The organism is Christiangramia oceanisediminis, from assembly GCF_022570735.2.
Classification (GTDB): Bacteria; Bacteroidota; Bacteroidia; order Flavobacteriales; family Flavobacteriaceae; genus Christiangramia; species Christiangramia oceanisediminis.
In genome coordinates, this window is record NZ_JANCNS010000002.1 from 292,031 (window position 1) to 313,401 (window position 21,371).

The following is a 21,371-nucleotide window of genomic DNA, read 5'->3' on the forward strand; positions in this document are numbered from 1 at the left end:
CCACAATTCAATTAAAATTTTAGAAAAATGACCAAGGTTAAAACAGGAATAGGAAGAAGATCTTTTATTAAAAGTGTTTCGATCGCGGGTGGAGGCCTGATAATTGGCTTCAACTGGATGGCATGTAAAAAGGCTACTGAAGAAGGAGGCAAGGAAATGGCCATGCAAATGCCCGATGAGTGGTTCGAGCTTAACGGCTATCTTAAAATTGGGGATAACGGTGTGGTAACTATCTACTCACCCAACCCTGAAATTGGCCAGAACGTAAAGACTTCCATGCCAATGATCGTTGCAGAAGAGCTTGATGTAGACTGGAATAATGTGATCGTTGAACAGGCTCCTTTGAATACCGATATTTTCACAAGACAGCTTGCCGGAGGAAGTCAGTCTATTAGACAGGGGTGGGAATCCCTGAGAACAGCCGGCGCCACGGCCAGGCAAATGTTGCTAACCGCAGCGGCTAACCAATGGGAAGTTCCGGTTTCCGAACTTTCAGTTGAAAATGGAATAATCAAGCATGCTAATAGTGAAAATAGCATGGGTTATGGTGAGATCGCCAAAGCTGCAGCTCAGGTTGAGGTTCCGGAAGAAGTTGAATTAAAGGATAATGATTCATTCAAAATAATTGGAACCTCGCGCAAGAACGTGGATGCGAAAAAGATCGTTACCGGCCAGCCGTTGTATGGCATTGATGTGGATAAAGAAGGAATGCTGATTGCCATGATGGTTCAGCCGCCTGCCTTTGGAATGCAGCTTAAAACTATGAATGCTGAAAAGATTAAGGAAATGCCGGGCATCGTGGATGTCTTTACCATAGACACCTATCCCGAGGATATGGAAAAAGAATGGAGCGACGTAACGGCCTTCTCGAAACTGGCCGTGATCGTTGGAGAATCCACCTGGCAGGTCATGAAAGCCAAAAAAGCATTAGAGATAGAATGGGAATTAAAACCAGATCTTGTTGAACAGATACAGATCCTGGAAAAGAGTGCCGCTATGGAGGATACATCGGGACTAGAAAGCAGTAAACTTCATGCCTCCCTGATGGCCGAAATAGGATCTAAAAAAGCGGAAGTCGTAAGAAAAGATGGTGATCCTGAAAAGGCTTTTAAAAATGCAGCCAGGGTAATTGAGCGTTCCTATACCTGCCCATTCCTGGCGCATAACTGTATGGAACCCATGAACTTTTATGCGAATGTTTCTGGCGGGAAAGCTGAATTACTGGGGCCAATTCAAACACCAGAATACGCCGAAAAATCGGTTAACAAACGTCTTGGTTTAGCCCTGGAAGATATTGATGTACAAATGACCCGAATGGGAGGAGGGTTTGGAAGGCGCTTATATGGAAATTTCCTCGTGGAAGCAGCTGTAATTTCAGATAAACTGGGCAAACCCGTAAAACTGATCTATACCCGGGAAGACGATATGTCCAATGGTGTCTACCGCCCGGCCTATCACGTGGCTTACCGTGCTGCGCTTGATGGGAATAATAAGCTTACTGCTTTACATGTAAACGCCGGCGGTATTCCTGAGAGTCCGCTTTTTGCCAACAGGTTTCCGGCTGGAGCCATCGATAATTATCTCGCTGAAAGTTGGACGCTGGAGTCCAATATATCGGTAGGAGCATTCAGAGCGCCACGATCTAATTTCATCGCTGGAGCAGAGCAATCCTTTCTGGATGAGCTGGCAGAAGAAATGGGACAGGATCCAATACAATTCAGGCTTGACATGCTAAAAAGGGCCGAAACCGATCCCGTTGGAGAAAATAATGATTATGATGCTGCACGTTACGCTGGTGTATTAGAGCTGGTTCGAGATAAATCGGGCTGGAGCAATGGCAGTAGCAGCTTAAGTCGAGGTGTTTCTGCCTATTATTGTCACAATTCCTACGTGGCGCAGATCCTGGATATGTCGGTTAAAAATAATCAGCCTTTGATCGATAAAGTGACTTGCGCAGTAGATTGCGGGATCGTGGTAAACCCTGATGCTGCCAAGAATATGGTCGAGGGAGGTACGATAGACGGGATTGGCCACGCGCTTTACAGTGAGATCACCTTTGAGGATGGCGTTCCACAGCAGCATAATTTTGATACCTACAGGTTAATAAGACATAGTGAGGCACCTAAAAAGATAGATGTTCATTTTGTTGAAAATGGCATAGATCCAACCGGTTTGGGAGAACCACCATTTCCACCAATTATGGGGGCTCTGGCTAATGCACTTTATAAAGCTACCGGACAGCGATTTTATGATCAGCCGTATATAAATCAGCTTAATGGAAAACAAACCGAGTTGAAAACCTAGATCGATTTATTTGAATGAAAGAATTCAGGTTTAAATGCTGGGTGGAGGAAGATGGAGAAAAGGTATACGGCCCGGGCCCTAATGAATTGCTGAGGTTTATCGAACGGGAAGGTTCCTTATCTAAAGCGGCTGATGAGATGAAGATGTCCTATAAAAAGGCCTGGGATATCGTAAAGCGGCTTAACCAGCATTCAGAAGAACCCCTGGTTATTCTTAAGAAAGGTGGTTCGCATGGGGGTGGAGCAGCGGTAACCGAGCATGGACTAAATGTTATGAAGAGGTTTGAAAAACTTCAGGCTGAATTAAAGGAAGTGCTTGAAAAGCAGCAGCATTTTATAGATACCTTAAAATAAGCAAAATGATGCACGGTATTTTTTATTCCGATTTTTTGAAAACCGATATATACATGAATATATAACGATTTTATGAACAGACCTCAAATGGCATATCTGGATTATAATGCGACCACCCCGGTTGATGAGCGGGTGCTGGAGGCTATGATGCCTTTTTTCAGAGAGAAATTCGGAAATGCAAGTAGTGACCATCTATTTGGCTGGGAAGCAGCTGAAGCAGTAGAAGAGTCCCGGGAACAGATCGCCCGCGTATTAAATGCAAGACCTTCCGAAATTTTATTTACCTCCGGAGCTACCGAAGCCGCCAATATTGGGTTATTCGGATTTTGTGAAGGAAATCGCTCTAAAGGTAACCACATCATTAGCTGTAGAACCGAACATAAAGCTATCCTGGACTGTATGCAGTCGCTGGAAAAAAAGGGTTTTGAAGTGACCTATTTAGAAGTTGATGCTGCCGGGAATATAGACCTGGATGAGCTAAAGAATGCAATCACTCTTCGAACAATCCTGGTTTGTATTATGCTGGCGAACAATGAAACCGGGCTTATTCATCCTATAAAAGAGATCTCTGGCGTGGTTCATTCCAAAGGGATAAAACTGATGAGCGATATCACCCAGGCCGTTGGAAAAATACCGGTGGATCTTAAAAACCTGGGTATTGACCTGGCTGTTTTTTCTTCTCATAAAATTTATGGACCAAAGGGAGTAGGAGCCCTTTATTTAAATAGAGATCTTAAAAAGGATATTCAGCCCTATATTTTTGGCGGGGGGCAGCAACAGGGCCTTCGCCCCGGCAGCCTGAACGTACCAGGGATTGTGGGTTTTGGAAGGGCCTTTTCAATTCTAGGGGCCGAAATGGAAAATGAGTTTGAGAGGCTGGATGATCTGAGAAATCAACTGGAAGAAAGACTCCTTAGTTTACCGGAAGTTGAGGTTAATTCAGCAAATTCGGAAAGGATTCCCAACACCACCAATATCAGGTTTAATGATGTTGATGGAGATTTGTTATTTAAAAGATTGAATAAGCTGGCTATTTCAAGAGGTTCGGCCTGTAGTTCCAATACTGTAAAACCAAGTCATGTTTTAAAGGCCATGGGGCTGAGTGACCGGGAAGCCCTGTCTTCATTCAGGTTCAGCCTTGGAAGACCTACAAGCCTGGTGGATATTGAATTTGCATTTGAGCAGATACATTCGGCTATTAAAAATCTCAAAAAAGAACTGGTATGAGGGAACTGGAATTGATCCTTGCTGAATATGACCGCCTGAAAATGGACGGAACCGGCTGTGTTCTGGCGACGGTGGTTCATGTTGAAGGTTCTTCTTACCGAAGAGCTGGTGCGAGAATGCTTATCGATGAATTTGGCAATATCACCGGTGCCATTAGCGGTGGGTGCCTCGAAGGAGATGCATTGAGAAAGGCCCTGCTCGCCTGGAACCAGGGAAAGAATAAATTGATCACTTATGATACCAGCGATGAAGAGGATGCAGTGATTGGTGCACAGCTGGGATGTAACGGTATTATCCAGGTTCTGTTTGAACCCCAGGATTATCAAAATGATAAGAACTCCTGTGAATTGTTGAAAATGGCAGTTCTCAACGAACAGCCGGCGGCCATAGCCATTGTTTTCAGTTTAGACAGCTCTGCCCCTCAAAAGGGAACGAGCCTGATTTTGGCCCAAACAAGGAAATTTTTAAGGGAAAATATTCCAGCTGAACTGCAATCGGTGATCATGAAACAGGCGCGAATATGCCTGGAGCAGGATATTCCATATTTTGGAGAAGCTAACCTGGGTGGCAGCAGTCTTCAGTTTTTTATTCAGAATTACCGGCCGCCCATAAAACTTGTCCTGGTAGGAGCGGGAAATGATGCACAGATCCTGGCTCGCCAGGCAGATTTACTGGGCTGGAGAGTGATCGTGACCGATGGCAGGCCTACGCATGCCAATAGTAGGCGTTTTGGCAGTTCCTGCCAGGTGATCGTTTCAAAACCCGAAGATAGTTTAAAGGATATAGCTATAGATAAGCAAACATTCGTAGTCCTGATGAGTCATAATTATAAATATGATCTGGCCGTGCTGAAATTACTAAAAGAGGAGTCACAATTGGCATATATCGGGATCCTAGGTCCCAGGAAAAAGTATCAGCGAATGCTTGATGATCTGGAAAAAGAAGGGGTGAAACCCGATGAACGTTTTCTCGACAGGATTTACGCCCCGGTTGGGCTTGAAATAGGAGCTGAAACCCCGGCCGAGATCGGTCTTTCGATACTTGCGGAGATCCAGGCAGTGCTTACCGGGAAAAGTGCAAGGCCACTTCGGGAAAAGCAGGCGCCTATCCATGACAAAACGAATAATAGTTTCAATAAAGTAAAGCTTTGAACGAAAAGAGTAAAATAGGCGTACTAATACTGGCAGCAGGTTCTTCCAGCCGGCTAGGTCACCCCAAGCAACTGGTTGAATTTAAAGCTAAGTCCCTGCTTCAGCATGCGATCGATGCGGTAAAGGATTTACCTCTTCAAACTAAAGTGTTGGTGCTTGGTGCCCGTTCAACGATGATCCAGGAAGAAGTAGAGACGACCGGGTTTAAAATTGTATTGAACCCAAAATGGGAGGAAGGTATGGCGTCCAGTATCAGGATTGGTTTGGGAGAATCCCTGAAAATGAATCCGGATCTCGAGCATTTGGTTATCCTGGTATCTGATCAGCCATTTATCACTTCCAGGGAAATCGAAGAATTGCTGAAGGCGCATTTAAAAAATGAGAAAGAAGCCACTTTTTCAGAATATGCTAGCACAGTGGGAGTTCCAGCAGTTTTTTCAGCAAAGTTGTTTTCTGAACTGGAAAAGCTTAAGGGTGATCAGGGTGCTAAAAAATTGATCTCAGCTTTGAACCTGGATTTACAAAGCATACCGATCCAGAAAGGCAATTTTGATGTGGATACCCCGGAAGATGTCAAATTATTAAAACAGATGGAGTAAGATGAAAGTCAATGTGAAATATTTCGGGCAGGTGGCCGAAGCGGCCGGAAAGACCGAAGAGAAGCTCGAGCTGGAAAAAGGAGCGAGTTTAAAGGAATTCAAGCTAAAACAAATAAAGCAATATCAAATACCAGATCCCGATTCGGTACAGATAGCAGTTAACCAGGACCTGGTAGATGACAAGGAACTAACCGAAGGTGACGAAATAGCCTTTTTACCACCATTTGCGGGAGGATGATGAGATATGACCGACAAATACAATTAGACTCAATCGGGGTTTCTGGCCAGGAAAAACTACAGAAAGCCAGTGTTTTGATCGTGGGTGTTGGTGGGCTTGGATGTCCGGCAGCGCAATATCTTGCAGGTGCGGGAGTGGGTAGAATAGGCCTGATGGATCATGACCGGGTTTCACTTTCTAACCTGCACAGGCAGATCCTTTTTACTGAAGCGGATATCGGCAGACCAAAGGCCTTTGTTGCAGCCGAAAAACTTGGCGGGCTAAATTCAGAAATTCAAATTGACACGATAGAAGAAGCGCTCACCATCACGAATGCCGAGACTATTTTTCGATCTTACGATATTATCCTGGATGGCACCGATAATTTTGAAATCAAATACCTTATCAACGACGCCTGCATACTTACTGGAAAAACCTGGGTCTATGCCTCGATCTTTAAAAATGAGGGACAGCTATCGGTTTTTAATTTCCAGGACGGCCCGTCTTACCGGTGTTTATTTCCTAAAACCACCCGGGAAAATATCAGTTGTGAAGCAACCGGGGTTTTGGGGGTAACGGCCGGATTACTGGGAGTGCTACAGGCCGTAGAAGTTTTGAAACTTATTCTTGGAATTGGGGAAGTTCTAGCTGGAAAACTGAAAGTTCTGAATAGCTTATCAGGACAATATCAGGTTTTAAAAATTACTAAAAGACCAGAAGAAATTGACCAAATTTATAAATCCGGGATCCAGCCTGTAAAACTTGAATGTAAACTGGCCGATGAGTCCAGGATCTATCTCGATATCAGGGAAGAATTCGAGCAGCCAAAACTGGATTCAGAAAAAGTGATCAAAATACCCTTAAGTCAACTGGATGAACGCTTATGGGAAATTCCGAAGGAGGAAGAGGTACTGGTTTTTTGCCAGTCGGGTAAGCGAAGCCGAAAAATAGTTGATCTTCTGAATTCTGAATATGGTTTTAAGAACCTGAAGAATGTTGAAGGAGGCATCGACAATATCATTTCAAAAGAATCTGAAGCGAACCACTCAAATGCTTCAAAAACCGAAAGAATCTAGCATTAAATGAAGAACAAAAAACCGAAGAAAGTATTTATGAACGGCGCGATCCCGCCAGAAAAGATCGCTAACTCGATAGCCAATCACCAGAGCAAGACCAGTATCGGCGCTCACAGCATCTTTCTTGGCCAGATAAGGGCCGATGAGATCGAGGGTAAAACGGTACAGGCCATTGGGTATTCGGCGTATGAAGAAATGGCTGAAAAGGTATTTCACGAGATCAGGGAAGCGGCATTTTCAAAATTCGATATGACCTGTGCTCATATTTATCATAGCCTGGGAACTGTTAAAACAGGGGAGATATGCCTTTTTGTCTTTACCTCTTCCGCACATCGAAAGATCGCGATCGAAGCCTGTAATTGGCTGGTAGAGGAGATCAAGGCAAAGGTTCCGGTTTTTGGAAAAGAGATCCTTGAAGATGAAACGCACCAATGGAAAGTAAATAAATAGATGGTAGATATAACGCATAAAATTTCAACTTTAAGAGAGGCGAAAGCTGTGGCGATCGTTAGGGTTTCAAAAGATGAAACCATCCATGCGATCAGGGATAATCGAGTTCCGAAGGGTAACGTTTTCGAAATGGCCAAAACTGCCGGTTTACTTGGCGTTAAAAAAACTCCGGAATTATTACCCGACTGTCATCCCATCCCAATCGAATATACCGGGGTCGAGTTTGATATCGAGGGCCTGGAAATAAAGATCACGCTTAGTGTGAAAACCATTTATAAAACCGGTGTTGAAGTGGAAGCCATGCATGGTGCCAGTATCGTGGCCTTAACCATGTACGATATGCTAAAGCCCATAGATAAGAATGTTGAGATCAAAAATATCCGCCTGGAATCTAAAAAAGGAGGTAAATCTGATTTTAAACCTGCTTCAGAAGGATTGAGCGCCCTGGTGGTGGTCTGTTCAGATACGATCTCGCGGGGAGAAGGAGAGGACAGGGCAGGAAAGACCATTTCAGAAAAACTGGAAGAACTGGGGATAGTTTCCGAAGTAAGGATCATCCCGGATGTGGTCTCTGAAATAAGCTCTGCCCTTAAAAATTCAGAATCCGATTTGATCATATTTACCGGCGGAACAGGCGCTGGCCCGCGTGACAGGACTCCCGAGGCCGTTGAGCCTTTGCTGGATATTCGGCTGTACGGGGTGGAAGAACAAATGCGAAATTACGGGCAGCAGCGTATGCCTTATGCCATGCTCTCCCGCTCGGTTGCAGGGATCATGAACGAAAAACTCGTGCTGGCATTTCCAGGATCCACGCGTGGAGCCGCAGAATGTATGGATGCGATTTTTCCACATGTCCTGCATGTGTTTAAAGTGATAAAGGGAAAAAGACATGACTGAAGAAAAACGAATAATCGATAATTTTGGACGGGTTCATAATTACCTCAGGATCTCGCTGACAGATAGGTGCAACCTGCGTTGTTTCTATTGTATGCCGGAAGAAGGTATACAACTAATGGAAAAGGAGCATATCATGAGCCTTGAGGAGATCATCGAGATTTCCAGAAAATTCCGTGATCTGTGTGTGGACACGATCAGGCTTACCGGGGGCGAACCGCTGGTTAGGAAGAATTTTGGCTATCTGGTAAGGGAGCTCGCCAAACTGGGCGTGACTCTTAAGATCACTACTAATGGAATACTGCTCGATAAATACCTGGATCTCTTCCGTGAAATCGGCCTGAAAAAGATCAATCTCAGCCTGGATACGCTGGATAAGGCCAGGTCAGTCTTTATATCCAAACGGGATTATTTCGACAGGATCATGAAAAATATGGAACTGGCACTCGAAATGGAAATGCAGGTAAAACTGAATATCGTTTTGATCAAAGGTGTGAACGATAAAGAGATCAACGATTTTATAGAGTTAACGAAATACAAAGATCTCACGGCTAAATTCATCGAATTCATGCCCTTCAAAGGAAACAAATGGGACTGGAGCAAAGGCGTTGGCGAACAGGAGATCCTGGATATAGTTTCAGCGAAATATGATGGGGTCCAGGAGCTGAAAAACCCGAAACACAGCACCTCGAAAAATTTCAGGGTTAAAGGCCACAAGGGCAAATTTGCTATTGTGAGCACCATTACCAACCCATTTTGTGCTGAGTGTAACCGCATCAGGTTAACGGCTGACGGGAAAATAAAGAACTGCCTTTTTTCCAATTCTGAAACCGACCTGCTTGGTCCACTTCGGGGTGGCGAGCAAATAGAACCGGTTATTCTTAATGCCATCAAAACCAAGAAATATTCCAGGGACGGTATGGATGTAAAAATGGACGCAGCGCATTATGAAAATAATCGGTCCATGATCTCAATAGGCGGATAATGGTAAGTATACAGGAAGCTTTCAACATAATCAGGAACCAGGATCCTCAATTAAAAACAGAGTTCAGAAATCTGGATGACTGTCTTGGCTTTAATCTCGCTGAAGCAGTTAAGGCCCCATTCGATATGCCCTCCTTCGATAATTCGGCGATGGACGGTTACGCCTTATGCGGAAATTATTCAGAATATACGGTTACCGGGGAAGTGGCCGCCGGTGATATTGATCAGGTCAGGCTCAAAGACGGTGAAGCGGTTCGCATTTTTACAGGTGCCCGGGTGCCTGCCGAAACCACCGCCGTGATAATGCAGGAAAAGGTAAAAAGGGAGAATGACCGAATAGTCATCGAGGGAGAAATCAGGCCCGGCCAGTGTATTCGAAGGCAGGGCGAGGAGTTTAAAAAAGGAGATCCCGTATTTGAAGAAGGATTCAGCATCAATCCTGCTGCGATTGGTTTGTTAGGATCACTAGGAATTGCCCGTGTTAGGGTCTTTAAACAGCCGGTTGTTCACCTCATCGCAACCGGGAATGAATTGATAGAGCCCGGTACTCCTAAAAAGGCCGGACATATCTACGAATCGAATAGTCATGCCCTGTCAGCTGCCTGTGAACAATTTGGTTTTAGCTGCGCCAGCCGGGTCCAGATAGAGGACGACCTTGAAAAGATTCGTTCGGGCATAGCAGAGGCATTAAAAACCTGTGATGTTCTTATACTTTCAGGAGGAATTTCGGTTGGTGATTATGATTACGTAAAACAGGCCCTGGAGGAGAACGGGGTTCAGGAACAGTTCTATAAGGTCTTTCAGAAACCCGGAAAACCGCTATACTTCGGAAGAAGAGAAAACAGTTTTGTTTTTGCGCTTCCGGGTAACCCGGCATCTTCGCTTAGTTGCTTTTATATGTATGTATTGCCATTTCTGCAACTCAGTTCAGGATCAAATAATGCGGGGCTACCAAAGATCCAAATCCCCGCTTTACGCGATATCGAAAATAAAGGCGACCGGCCTTGCTTTCTTAAGGCACGAATTAAGAATAATTCGGTTGAAATTTCCGGTGGCCAGAGCTCTTCTATGATCCGATCGATGGCATTGAGCAACGCACTAGCTTATATAGATGCCGGGACCCTCATTAAAAAAGGTGAAGCAGTTACCTGTTATTTAATTTCCTGAAATGGCCCTGGAGTACCTGCCTGTTATTTTTTTCATCATCGCCCTGTTCTACAGTTCAGTTGGCTTTGGAGGTGGTTCCAGTTACCTGGCCATTCTTAGCCTTGTGCTTACCGATTTTTACGAGATCCGTTCGATGGCACTTGTGCTGAATATTTGCGTGGTGAGTATTGGCAGCCTTGTTTTCCTGAAAAATAAAGTAATGAAACCTGGTAGTTTCTGGCCTTTCTTTGTTTTGAGTATTCCCATGGCGTACCTCGGTGCTGTGATAAAACTCCCCCAATATTTGTTCTTTTTGATACTGGGCTGCGGATTAATGCTTGCAGGAATTTTTATGATATTGAAATTTTTAAGGCCGAAGAAAAGGTCATCTGAATTCCCCATTTTCAAGAAATTGATTTTGGGTGGTGGAATTGGTCTTCTTTCAGGAATTTCCGGGATAGGCGGAGGTATATTCCTGTCGCCAGGCCTCAACCTTTTAGGATGGCAAAACCCACGGGTCATTGCTTCACTGGCATCGGTTTTTATCCTGGTAAATTCAGTTTCTGGGCTTGTTGGACTGAATATGGCCGGAACTTTCCGAATAGACGGAAGCCTGTTAATTAACCTGGCAATAGCTGTTATTCTGGGTGGTAGTATTGGGTCCTACCTCTCGAGCAGAAAATTAAACCTCAAGCTGTTGGGAATACTTACCGCCGTTCTTATTTTCTATGTTGGTTTGCGATTGATTTTGTGGAATGCTTTTCAGACCAGGATCTGAAGTCTATTCTTTCTTCCTTTCCAGCCTCATAATGGCAATGTCGCCACTGATCAGGTTAAGCGTCTGGCCTTTTTCGGTAACCGAATAAGTATCTACTCGTTCAAGATTTTTCATAAAGGCTTCTTCGCCGGTCATATCGGGACACATTTTCTTGGTCAGGGCGATGGCATCCCCAAGATTGAATTGATTGCCATCGATGTTCAGGCTGCCGCTGAAGTTGTTGCAGCCAGTTGTTCCGGATATCTGGGATTTCTCTGTGTTGATGATCATTGTAGGTTTGACCCTGGGATAAAGCGAATCCATCGGTTTTGGCGTTGCCGCCATATAGTTCACCTCCCAGCTGCCGTCTATGAGATTTGCTTTTTGAACTGTTTTTTCAGACATAGCTTCCGTATCATTAGAAGTATTTTCAGATTGATCTTTGCAGGAAATGGAAATACTTCCCGCGATTATTAAACCAAGTAGCAATAATTTTTTCATATGAAGATTAATTAAAGGTTGATAGCAATCAAGCAGAAATCAGGCCATTTGAAGTACTGATTGTTTTTTCTGAAAATTACGATTTTTAATTATAAGCTAATCGTCATCATCATCTTTGCCTTTCCTGCCCAGGATCTCCACTTTGGCCCTTTTGGTGAGCACAACATTTCCCTTGGAGTCATAATCCAGTTCCACGCGTTTAACCTTGTCGTCTTTTCCAGGAACCGCGAATGCCGTGGAAGACATCCCCTTGGTTAGGATTCCAACGCCCCGGGCGTCATATTCTTTTTCCTCGCCACCTTCCATTATGATCTTAACTTTTCTAAGCTGTACGGTTCCCTGTACACATTTTATCTTGATCTTATCTACGTTGCGTTCATTTCCTACAAGATTGATCTTATCGGTTTCATTCTTAAAAGCCACGTTCTTTTCAGCCAGCTTTTTCCAGTTGTCGTTTTGTGCGATCCCGGAAAATCCAACCAGGAACAATAGAATTACCAGGTACTTCATAATTAAAGGTTTTAAATAAATATGCTATATATCTTAAAATTAATCAATTACATGTAAATACAGGATCAGTTTTAAGCAGTATTAACGAATTTAATTCTGAAACATTCGCTTACACCTTTTTGATCTTTCCACACTGATTGTGGGTAATTCTGATTCGAAAACTGTGGTATGACACCACAGTCTCTCAAAATAACCGTTTTCAAAACACTGTATAATAAGGCATTGCGAATTGGCATATGAATTGCTAGGCCCAATGCAGACAGCCGGGATACTAAAAGGCTCGAATCAAAAGAGAAAACGATGAAATTTAATAATATGAATTCAAGCAATTCAACAAATAATAAGGCAGGAAAGGCTAAAAAGCCGGTCTATTTCGAGGAAGACCAGCCTGCAACCTCGAGAAATTTAAAGGGGGTATTGGTTAGGGCCAGTAGCTTTATTTTATTGATCGCAGCAGCCTATATGGCGTATCTGCTTCAGAATGATTTTACAGCTTATAAACTGGGAAGAGTGGAATCCATCTGGGGATACCTGTTCTTTTCACTCTTAACCGTGTTATTTGTTTTTAAGATCGGTTTTTTTGCGTACAACCTGTACCTGTACATCAGGTATAAAGCAGTAAAAGGAGTGGAGGATAGCCGGTTGCCTACCACCACGGTGATCGTTCCCGCATATAACGAGGGAAAACAGGTTTGGGCAACACTGATGAGCCTTGCAGAATCTGATTACCCGGTTGATAAATTGCAATTACTGGCAATCGATGACGGAAGTAAGGATGATACCTGGGAATGGATGCAGAAAGCAAAGGAAGTGCTGGGTGACAGACTTTCAATTTACCAGCAGCCTGTTAATAAAGGAAAGCGCCATGCACTTTACCGCGGCTTCCAGCTTGGAAACGGAGAGATCTTTGTTACGGTAGATAGTGATTCCATCGTTAGCAAGGATACCTTGAGAAACCTGGTGAGTCCGTTCGTGGTAAATGAAAAGTGTGGTGCGGTAGCAGGAAATATTCGTGTACTGAATAATACCAAAAAAGCACTGCTTCCAAAGATGCTGGACGTGAGTTTTGTATTGAGCTTTGAATTCGTTCGTTCAGCAGAAAGCAGCCTGGAATCGGTACTATGTACCCCGGGTGCGCTGGCAGCCTATAGGAGTGAGGCGGTTTTCAAGGTTCTTCCGGAATGGATCAACCAGACCTTTATGGGGCAGCCTTCAGATATTGGTGAAGATCGCGCCATGACCAATATGATCCTGAAAAACGGTTATCACGTGCTTTTCCAGAGAAACGCCTATGCCTACACCAATGTACCTGAAAAGTACAGCGGACTTTATAAAATGTTCATACGCTGGGGAAGAAGTAATGTTCGTGAGAACCTTGCTATGGCGCAATATGTATTCACTAACTTCAGGGAAGGTTCCAAGTTTGGGCCAAGGATCCTGTTCATCAACCAGATTCTTAAGTTGATCATGAGTTACCCGTTCGTGTTGTTCATGCTTTTCTTCATCTTCACGCACCCGTTACTGTTCATCAGTTCTACGCTGTTAAGCATCCTGATCTGGTCCAGTTTCCCGGTGTTGTTCTATGCGAAGAAGTATAAACTTTCTGAATCGTTCTGGGCTTATTCATACAGTATTCTGTATACATTCGGGTTGTTCTGGATCACCCCGTATGCCATCGCAACGGCAAGCAGGAGAGGTTGGTTAACCCGGGAACTTGCTGATAAGAAATAAATTAGAAAATTCAATTTTAAAGGGAATCTTAAACAGGTTCCCTTTCTTTATTTCTACGGAAATAATTGTGGATATCTAATCCCGATTTTAACCTGAAGGTACTATCGACTCCGTTATATTTGTCCACCCTAAAAAAACAGAAAATATGAGCGCAACCTGGTACGAATGTAAAGTGAAATATAGAAAGACCCTGGACAGCGGGGAACAAAAACCAACTACCGAAACCTATTTGCTGGATGCAGTTTCGTATACCGAAGCCGAGGCCCGAATTAGTGAAGAGATGAAAACCCTAACGAGCGAGGAATTCATGATCACCAACATCAAGGTGGCCAACCTGGCAGAGGTGCATCCTTTTGAGAATTCCGATCGCTGGTTCAAATGTAAGGTGACCCTGATCGCTTTTGATGACGAAAGCGGCAAGGAGAAAAAGTCTAATATGTATATGCTTATCCAGGCCAATGATGTAAAAGAGGCATTCGACAATACTAATCAGGCCATGCAGAATACCATGGGCGAATTCAGTATTCCGGCTATAACCGAATCACCCATCCTGGATGTGTTCCCATATTTCGATGGTGAGGAGGAATTGAATGACATTAGAGTTGAAGATGCGGAAACAGTATCTTCCGAAGAAATTAACGAAGAACTGGTAGAAGAAGAGCAGATCGCTGAATAATTATAAGTCAGATATTCTGAATAAGAAAAAAGCATCCTGGAAAAAGGATGCTTTTTTATTTTTTGTTTTCCTTGTTCAGTATAAAATCGGCCGCCATTTGAACATGAAGGTCGGTGGTAGATAATAGGGGAAGCTCATATTCAGTATTTTCAAACAGGATCGGCAATTCCGTGCAACCAAGAATGACTCCATCTGCTCCCCGTTCTTTCAACAGTTTCATCTGGTTTAAGAAGAAGGTTCTGGCCTCTTTAGAAAATATCCCCTGGGTAAGTTCTTTAGATACATAATGATGAGCCTGTCCCAGGCAATGGTCTTCAGGAATTATGATGTTGATACCATAATTTTCCTTTAACACCTTCGGAATAAAATCCATGGTCATAGTGGGCCTGTTTCCAAGTAGTCCCAGGTTTTTCAAACCCCGTTTTTTCGCTTCTTTCCCAACGGCATCAGCAATATGGAGAATAGGGATATTGATTTTTGGCTGCACAAAATCGAAAACCATATGCGGAGTATTAGCACAGATCACAATTGCTTTTGCACCTGCATTCTGCAGCATCCTGGAAGTTTCCAGGTAGGCCGCATTAATTTTATCGATCTCCTGGGCACGCATCAATTCGATATTCTGGCTGTAGATAAGCAAGGGTGGATTGGCCTGTGGTCCAATTTCCTGCTGAACCATTTCGTTAATCAGTCTGTAGTAAACGATCGTGGAATGGTAGGAGGTACCGCCAATGAGACCAATTAGATTCATGTTTTTAAAATTTATAATTGCTGAAGCCACCCTCAAGGTCGAATATCCTTGAAAAACCCATTTTTTTCATGATCTGGGCAGCCTTCTGACTTCGTCCACCGGATTTACAATAAACATATACCGGTTTATTTTTATCCAGTTTTTCCAGCCCGGCCAGAAAAGCCTTCTGATTGAAAAAATCGAGGTTCTGGGCATTTTCGATTGCTCCCTGGTTGAATTCTCCCGGAGTTCTCACATCTACTAACTGGACTTCACCTGCGCATACTGCAGATTCGTACTCAGAAGGGGCGAGGACTTTGATATTTTCATCTTCCTGGGCTTTTCCAAATAATGTTGTAAATAGCGACATAATGATCAGTATTTTATTCATAGCGTAAAAGTAGGTTTAAAAGTGATCCTGGAAAGTAACCTTGGTTACCAAATTCAAATGATGAAATTACATTAACTTGGGCATAAATTCAATAATATGGAGCTTCAGCAGACCCTTGATATTTTTGGGAATATGGATATTTACGTGATCGACCAGATCCTGAAAAAAAGATACCAGCATGGCCAGAATATTCTCGATGCCGGTTGCGGAAATGGCAGAAACCTGAAGTGGTTCTACAACTGCCGGTTCGATTTCAAAGGGGTAGACGTTGACGAGGAAAGGCTTCAGCAGGCAAAAAATTTATATCCTGAATCTTCCAATAGTTTCATCAGGGCCAACCTAACCAACCTGCCTTTTGAAAAGGCTGTTTTTGATCATATCCTTTGTTGTGCCGTACTTCATTTTGCTGAAGGCGAGGCACAATTCCTGGAAATGTTCTCAGAACTGGAAAGAGTTCTAAAACCTGGTGGCAGTTTGTTGATTCGAACGGCTTCAAACATTGGATTTGAAGAAAGGTCGATTAGGCTGAAGGATACTATAAGCAAACAAAGCGCCGAATTCTTTATTTCACGACAACAAATTGCAGATATTTCTAAGAATTTCGGGCTCGGGCTTATTGAACCAGTGAAGACGACCAATGTCCAGGATGAGAGGGCCATGACGACCCTGGTCTTGAGAAAATAAAAAAGGCGGCATTGCTGCCGCCCTCATCAATCATTCATTCATCTTATTTCAAGGTTGAAGGACACACATAATCGGTCGTTTCAACTCCTGCTTCTTTAATTGCCTTATATCCACCCTGAACATCAACCAGGTTATGGATGCCACGACTTTTTAGAATAGAAGCCGCGATCATACTTCTATAACCTCCGGCACAATGCAGGTAGAAGGTTTTATCTTCAGGGTATTCAGCCAGGTGGTCATTGATCTCTGAAAGCGAGGTATGGGTTGCATTTGCAACATGTTCTGCCTGGAATTCGCCCGGCTTGCGAACATCGAATACCGGTGCATCTTTAGCCTCTTCCTTAAACTGGTCTGCCGGGATCGATCTCACCGAATCGGTTTGCTTACCTGCGTTTATCCAGGATTCGAATCCGCCTTCGAGATATCCAAGGGTATTGTCGAAACCAACTCGCGAAAGTCTGGTAATGGCCTCTTCAATTCTATTTTCATCACCAATAAGCAGAATTGGCTGCTGAACATCCCTTATTAAATCTCCAACCCAGGGAGCAAAACTTCCATCAAGTCCAATGAATATGGAACCAGGAATATGAGCTTTCGCGTATTCAGACTGGTGCCTAATATCCAGCATTACCGCCCCGGTCTCGTTAGCCGCAGCTTCAAAAGCATCCGGGCTTAACGCACTTTGTCCCTTTTTCAGCACATCATCGATATCGGCGTAACCTTCCTTATTCATTTGTACGTTCATAGGGAAATAGGCTGGGGGAGGAAGAAGACCATCAGTAACTTCCTTTATAAATTCATCACGGGTCATATCTGCCCTCAAGGCATAGTTCATTTTTTTCTGGTTACCCAAAGTATCCACGGTCTCTTTCATCATGTTCTTTCCGCAGGCTGAACCGGCACCGTGAGCCGGATAAACGGTAATATCGTCGGCAAGTGGCATGATCTTGTTCCTTAAGCTGTCATATAGAATACCAGCCAGTTCCTCCTGAGTCATACTGGCCGCTTTCTGGGCAAGGTCGGGACGGCCTACATCTCCAAGGAATAAGGTATCACCTGTGAACAGGGCATGATCCTTTCCATTTTTATCCTTTAATAGATAAGTAGTACTTTCCATGGTATGACCCGGGGTGTGAAGTACAACGAAGCTTAGCTCACCTAATTTGAATTCCTGTCCGTCTTCAGCTATGATCGCATCAAATTGTGGATTGGCATTGGGGCCATAGATGATCGGTGCGCCTGTCTTTTCTGAAAGACTTACGTGACCAGAGACAAAATCGGCATGAAAGTGGGTTTCAAAAATGTATTTGACCTTGGCACCAGCCTCTTCAGCCTTATCAATATATGGTTGCACCTCACGAAGGGGATCGATGATCGCAACTTCTCCGTTACTTTCAATATAATAAGCTCCCTGGGCGAGACAACCGGTATAAATCTGTTCTATTTTCATAATTCTCAATTTTCTGAATCCTGATAATTCAACATTATGGTACAAAAGTAGACCATGCTATTCGATCGGAAAGTAACAAATATCACATTTCTGTGATTTTCTGACTTATAAATGTCCAGAGGTTTAATAAGAATATCCAGGTAAGGATTTACATGGCCAAGTGAAAATAAGTAACCAATTGTTCTATTAATTTGTGATGCGCTTATAATGAGATAACTAAATATTGCGTAAATTCAATTTTCAAAAAAATTGATGAATTAGATCAAAATGTTTAAAATCACTTTCTTAAATAAAATTCCGGTTCTTATCGCCAGTTGCTGCCTGCCAGTCTTTTTTTATGCTTGTAAGGATCAGGATACCAGAACTGCCGAAGAAACCAGGCACAGCTCTGTTTCCCCTGTAGAAGGATCGGAAAAATGGCCAGAACCCAATACGCGATTAGAGGGAATACCTGTTTATGAGAAGTTCGAAGACCTGGAACCGGTCTTTAATTTTACAAACGATACTACGTATGTTATCAATTTCTGGGCAACCTGGTGTAAACCCTGTATCAAGGAACTGCCATATTTTGAAGAAATCGATTCAGCCTATAAAGACCGTAAATTGAAGGTTGTTCTGGTAAGTCTTGATTTCCCGGACCAAGTAGAGACCAAATTGGTTCCGTTCGTACAGGAAAGGAATTTGAATTCAAAAGTTGTAGTGCTGCTGGATGGGAAATATAACGACTGGATAGACAGGGTCTCACCGGAATGGTCTGGAGCGATTCCGGCTACCTACATTTACAATAAGAATCAAAACAAACTGATTGGAACTTCTTTCGAGAATTCTTCAGAGATCAAAAAGGAACTAAATGCTTTTTTATAAAATCAAAAATCAAAGATCATGAGAACACTATTTTTAATTCTGGCATTGGGCATATTTTCGTTCAGTAGTTCAGACTCTGTATTGGCTGAGCAGCCTGTTGTTATTACCAATTCCGGTGGAATCGAGGTAGGGGATAAGGCCCCTGAATTTAACTTGAAAAATATTGACGGGAAGATGTATAGCTTCGATAATATCATGGATGCGAATGGAAACAAACCCAAGGGCTATATTGTGGTTTTCACCTGTAACACCTGTCCTTATGCTGTTGCCAATGAAGAAAGACTTATCGAGCTGCATAAAAAGTATGCACCTAAAGGTTACCCGGTGGTAGCGATCCAACCGAATGATCCGGCTGTACAACCAGGAGATAGTTTCCAGGCCATGAAAGAGAATGCAAAGGAAAAAGGATTTCCATTTTTATACCTTATTGACGAAGGTCAGGAAATATTTCCAAAATATGGAGCCACGAGAACTCCGGAAGTCTATTTAGTAGATGCCAACAGGGTTTTACGTTACCATGGTGCAATAGACGATAGCCCTCGCGATCCAGGAAGCGTGGATGAAAAGTTCGTGGAAAAGGCCATCCAATCTATGGAAAAAGGAGGGCAACCGGAACCTGCTTCCACCAAGGCGGTTGGTTGTAGCATCAAGACTGCATGATAAATTATGCTCCTACTGGCAAATTCCATATTTTAAATGAGCTATCAAAGGTTTAAAGTTTTACTAATAAACCGGAAACATATATAAGGATCGAATTACCGATTTTTGAAGAGTAGTTACGATTATTTAAGTTAGTTAAGGGTGTACATCAGGTGGGGGATGAGTACACCCTTTTTTTTACAGATCTGCGGAAAATTTACAGCACTGCTTGCACAATTTTACCTTTCCAAATTCTTTTTCTGAAGATTCCAATAGGTCTTCAAAACTTTCAAAATAACCCAGTTTGACCCGGCCCTTGCGTGCGGGTAGCAAATCACAGTCCTTCAAATGAATTACCCTGTAAGACCCGAGCCGTTTTTTCTTTTCCAGGTAAAAGCAGAAAACTTTTTCAGTTTCAAATAAGGGTAAGGATAAAAATTTTAAAAGAAATTTCTGGATAGTCACAGGCAGCTTTTTTACAAAGCTAACAGAGAGAGGTTATGCGAAGGTTTTGCAAATATTATGATTAGCTTATAGAACAGTTTCCTATACTATTTTATAAATATATAATCTGATCGTCGCTCAAAGACAGGCCTAATAAATGTTTTTTGATCAGTCTGCTTCCAGTTTTCCTAATAAAATATTCAGGATTTCATCGTTTTCATCCAGCAAATGGTCACGTATAGGTATATCTGGTATTACCCCTTCTTCTGCAGTACTGCCATTTACCCTTACCATATAACCTTTTGACACGCTTACATTGATGCCTGTATTCGGAAGTTCAAAGCCGAAAATAGAGGCATATAAAGAAGGATAATCACCGGTCTCTTCGCCAACTATAGTTCCGAAGTCATAATCCTGGATCTGTGCTGCTGTCACTGCAGACTGGGAATGTGATTGCCGGTTGACCAGAACATACACTTTGCCTTCAAATCTTCTGGATGCTGGTTGAGGTTGGTAGGAGTCGAATGCATAATCATAGATTTCCCCATCGGCATGTTCAAGTGCTTCTTTCCAGAAGGGATTGGTCGTGTCCCTGGTTTTGCGAACATTCTCTTTCAAAAATTTACTTGTCTTCAAGGTAAAGCTGGAATTCCATTGAAAAGGTTTATCCGCAAAATAAGATACCAGGTAATCACTAAAGGAGTTATCGCCACCCATATTATTGCGAAGGTCTATGATAAGATTTTCAGTCTTCCTGTTATTTATTTCTGTAAAAGCCGAATCGATGAATATTTGATAAATCTTTTCATCACCACCAAAATTTCCGGGATTTAAATAGGCAGCTTCAGAAAGGAAATCAAGCTTCATTTTTGCGTTCATAACTTCTTTGCGTTTCATTTCATACTCATCCAGCGCTTTTATAGCCTCTAGAGTATAGGAGTCAACATCCTTATTTTCCGAGATCTCTATACTGAAGTTTTCCTGTTCTCCGAACACCTGCCAGTAATACCTGGGAAAAGAATACATTTCGATCTTTACCTGGGTAAAATAGCTGCGTTCTGCAGAAATCTGTTTTGAAATGCTATCTACAACATCCTTTATGGACCTATCATTAATGCTTAGAACTTCCTGTCCAGGCTGAATATTTGCATTTGAAGACCAGTTCTTTCTTACTAATGCTTTCCTGTTTTCAAATGCCAGTTCCAGCGGGAAGACCTTTCCGCCATTATAAACAAATTCGGCATAAGCCTGGCCGGGAAATTCAATTGCCGTATGGCCATTTTTGACGGCAGCGGTTAATTGTTGAAGGTAACTGGTAGCCTGGAGTAAATTTAAAGAGTCTTTCTGGATAGATTTTTTTATGGTCTGGTAAGTTGATTTGAACTCATCTTCGCTGGTATAGGCAAAAACATTGTAATGGGCATCTATCAACGAATTATACAGGAAATCGAGGTCATCCTGAACTTCAGAATTTGAAAACATGCTTTTTGACTGGCTAATAGCTTGTGCAGATAACAGGAAAGAACAGGCTAAAATAAGGATCCCTTTCATACTATAAATGTTTTGTTCTAAAGACTGAACTATTTATGCTTT

General features: G+C 42.8%; 23 protein-coding genes. 17 read left to right on the forward strand and 6 right to left on the reverse strand.

The window, feature by feature from the left end; translation table 11 throughout:
• Nucleotides 1-27: 27 nt before the first annotated feature.
• From MKO06_RS08555 to MKO06_RS08610, 12 genes are all read left to right on the forward strand, one after another.
• Entirely contained in the window at nt 28-2,304 is a 2,277-nt protein-coding gene (locus MKO06_RS08555; RefSeq protein WP_241551763.1) for a xanthine dehydrogenase family protein molybdopterin-binding subunit, read from the forward strand.
• Between the two features lie 14 nt (nt 2,305-2,318).
• Nucleotides 2,319-2,657: a winged helix-turn-helix domain-containing protein gene (locus tag MKO06_RS08560; RefSeq protein WP_241551764.1), complete on the forward strand. Its 339-nt coding sequence runs from the start codon at nt 2,319-2,321 to the stop codon at nt 2,655-2,657.
• Nucleotides 2,658-2,744: 87 nt separating this feature from the next.
• Nucleotides 2,745-3,884 carry a cysteine desulfurase family protein gene (locus MKO06_RS08565; RefSeq protein ID WP_241551765.1) on the forward strand — a complete coding sequence of 380 codons (1,140 nt, stop codon included), beginning with the start codon at nt 2,745-2,747 and terminating at the stop codon, nt 3,882-3,884.
• The gene (locus tag MKO06_RS08570; protein ID WP_241551766.1) at nt 3,881-5,035 is read left to right on the forward strand and encodes an XdhC family protein; all 1,155 of its coding nucleotides are present in this window, start codon (nt 3,881-3,883) and stop codon (nt 5,033-5,035) included. Before MKO06_RS08565 ends, MKO06_RS08570 begins: the two co-directional genes overlap by 4 nt.
• On the forward strand, nt 5,032-5,634 hold the full coding sequence (locus tag MKO06_RS08575) for a nucleotidyltransferase family protein (protein WP_241551767.1): 603 nt from the start codon (nt 5,032-5,034) through the stop codon (nt 5,632-5,634). The genes MKO06_RS08570 and MKO06_RS08575 overlap by 4 nt, the downstream gene beginning before the upstream one ends.
• 1 nt (nt 5,635) lies before the next feature.
• On the forward strand, nt 5,636-5,872 hold the full coding sequence (locus MKO06_RS08580) for a MoaD/ThiS family protein (protein ID WP_241551768.1): 237 nt from the start codon (nt 5,636-5,638) through the stop codon (nt 5,870-5,872).
• Nucleotides 5,869-6,927, forward strand: a complete 1,059-nt coding sequence (locus MKO06_RS08585) for a HesA/MoeB/ThiF family protein (RefSeq protein ID WP_241551769.1) — start codon at nt 5,869-5,871, stop codon at nt 6,925-6,927. Before MKO06_RS08580 ends, MKO06_RS08585 begins: the two co-directional genes overlap by 4 nt.
• Before the next feature lie 6 nt (nt 6,928-6,933).
• On the forward strand, nt 6,934-7,377 hold the full coding sequence (locus MKO06_RS08590; protein WP_241551770.1) for a molybdenum cofactor biosynthesis protein MoaE: 444 nt from the start codon (nt 6,934-6,936) through the stop codon (nt 7,375-7,377).
• Complete coding sequence (gene moaCB, locus MKO06_RS08595; protein ID WP_241551771.1) at nt 7,378-8,274, forward strand: bifunctional molybdenum cofactor biosynthesis protein MoaC/MoaB; 897 nt, start codon at nt 7,378-7,380, stop codon at nt 8,272-8,274.
• Nucleotides 8,267-9,256: a GTP 3',8-cyclase MoaA gene (gene moaA, locus MKO06_RS08600; protein WP_241551772.1), complete on the forward strand. Its 990-nt coding sequence runs from the start codon at nt 8,267-8,269 to the stop codon at nt 9,254-9,256. The genes moaCB and moaA overlap by 8 nt, the downstream gene beginning before the upstream one ends.
• Nucleotides 9,256-10,422 (forward strand): molybdopterin molybdotransferase MoeA, encoded by a 1,167-nt coding sequence (locus tag MKO06_RS08605; protein ID WP_241551773.1) that lies wholly within the window; start codon nt 9,256-9,258, stop codon nt 10,420-10,422. The genes moaA and MKO06_RS08605 overlap by 1 nt, the downstream gene beginning before the upstream one ends.
• A 1-nt stretch (nt 10,423) precedes the next feature.
• Nucleotides 10,424-11,179 (forward strand): sulfite exporter TauE/SafE family protein, encoded by a 756-nt coding sequence (locus MKO06_RS08610; RefSeq protein ID WP_241551774.1) that lies wholly within the window; start codon nt 10,424-10,426, stop codon nt 11,177-11,179.
• Between the two features lie 3 nt (nt 11,180-11,182).
• Here the strand turns inward: MKO06_RS08610 and MKO06_RS08615 are convergent, their stop codons facing one another.
• On the reverse strand, nt 11,183-11,659 hold the full coding sequence (locus MKO06_RS08615) for an META domain-containing protein (RefSeq protein WP_241551775.1): 477 nt from the start codon (nt 11,657-11,659) through the stop codon (nt 11,183-11,185).
• Nucleotides 11,660-11,755: 96 nt separating this feature from the next.
• Nucleotides 11,756-12,169, reverse strand: coding sequence for a hypothetical protein (locus tag MKO06_RS08620; protein ID WP_241551776.1), 414 nt, complete (start codon nt 12,167-12,169; stop codon nt 11,756-11,758).
• 315 nt (nt 12,170-12,484) lie between these two features.
• On the opposite strand from MKO06_RS08620, the gene MKO06_RS08625 reads away from it, so the two are divergent.
• Nucleotides 12,485-13,900, forward strand: coding sequence for a glycosyltransferase family 2 protein (locus MKO06_RS08625; protein ID WP_256946168.1), 1,416 nt, complete (start codon nt 12,485-12,487; stop codon nt 13,898-13,900).
• A gap of 145 nt (nt 13,901-14,045) precedes the next feature.
• A complete protein-coding gene (locus MKO06_RS08630) occupies nt 14,046-14,576 on the forward strand; it encodes a DUF4494 domain-containing protein (RefSeq protein WP_241551778.1) in 531 nt (176 codons plus the stop codon).
• A 55-nt stretch (nt 14,577-14,631) separates the two neighbouring features.
• Here MKO06_RS08630 and MKO06_RS08635 read toward each other — a convergent pair whose 3' ends face one another.
• Nucleotides 14,632-15,327, reverse strand: a complete 696-nt coding sequence (locus MKO06_RS08635) for an aspartate/glutamate racemase family protein (RefSeq protein ID WP_241551779.1) — start codon at nt 15,325-15,327, stop codon at nt 14,632-14,634.
• 4 nt (nt 15,328-15,331) lie between these two features.
• Complete coding sequence (locus tag MKO06_RS08640) at nt 15,332-15,697, reverse strand: rhodanese-like domain-containing protein (protein WP_241551780.1); 366 nt, start codon at nt 15,695-15,697, stop codon at nt 15,332-15,334.
• A gap of 96 nt (nt 15,698-15,793) precedes the next feature.
• Here MKO06_RS08640 and MKO06_RS08645 point away from each other — a divergent pair, with 96 nt between their 5' ends.
• The gene (locus tag MKO06_RS08645; RefSeq protein ID WP_241551781.1) at nt 15,794-16,381 is read left to right on the forward strand and encodes a class I SAM-dependent methyltransferase; all 588 of its coding nucleotides are present in this window, start codon (nt 15,794-15,796) and stop codon (nt 16,379-16,381) included.
• 43 nt (nt 16,382-16,424) lie between these two features.
• Here the strand turns inward: MKO06_RS08645 and MKO06_RS08650 are convergent, their stop codons facing one another.
• Nucleotides 16,425-17,831 (reverse strand): MBL fold metallo-hydrolase, encoded by a 1,407-nt coding sequence (locus tag MKO06_RS08650; protein ID WP_241551782.1) that lies wholly within the window; start codon nt 17,829-17,831, stop codon nt 16,425-16,427.
• A 267-nt stretch (nt 17,832-18,098) separates the two neighbouring features.
• Here MKO06_RS08650 and MKO06_RS08655 point away from each other — a divergent pair, with 267 nt between their 5' ends.
• Nucleotides 18,099-18,695: a TlpA disulfide reductase family protein gene (locus MKO06_RS08655; protein ID WP_241551783.1), complete on the forward strand. Its 597-nt coding sequence runs from the start codon at nt 18,099-18,101 to the stop codon at nt 18,693-18,695.
• A gap of 18 nt (nt 18,696-18,713) precedes the next feature.
• Entirely contained in the window at nt 18,714-19,355 is a 642-nt protein-coding gene (locus tag MKO06_RS08660) for a thioredoxin family protein (RefSeq protein WP_241551784.1), read from the forward strand.
• Between the two features lie 591 nt (nt 19,356-19,946).
• Here MKO06_RS08660 and MKO06_RS08665 read toward each other — a convergent pair.
• Nucleotides 19,947-21,329 carry a S41 family peptidase gene (locus MKO06_RS08665; protein WP_241551785.1) on the reverse strand — a complete coding sequence of 461 codons (1,383 nt, stop codon included), beginning with the start codon at nt 21,327-21,329 and terminating at the stop codon, nt 19,947-19,949.
• Nucleotides 21,330-21,371 lie beyond the last annotated feature (42 nt).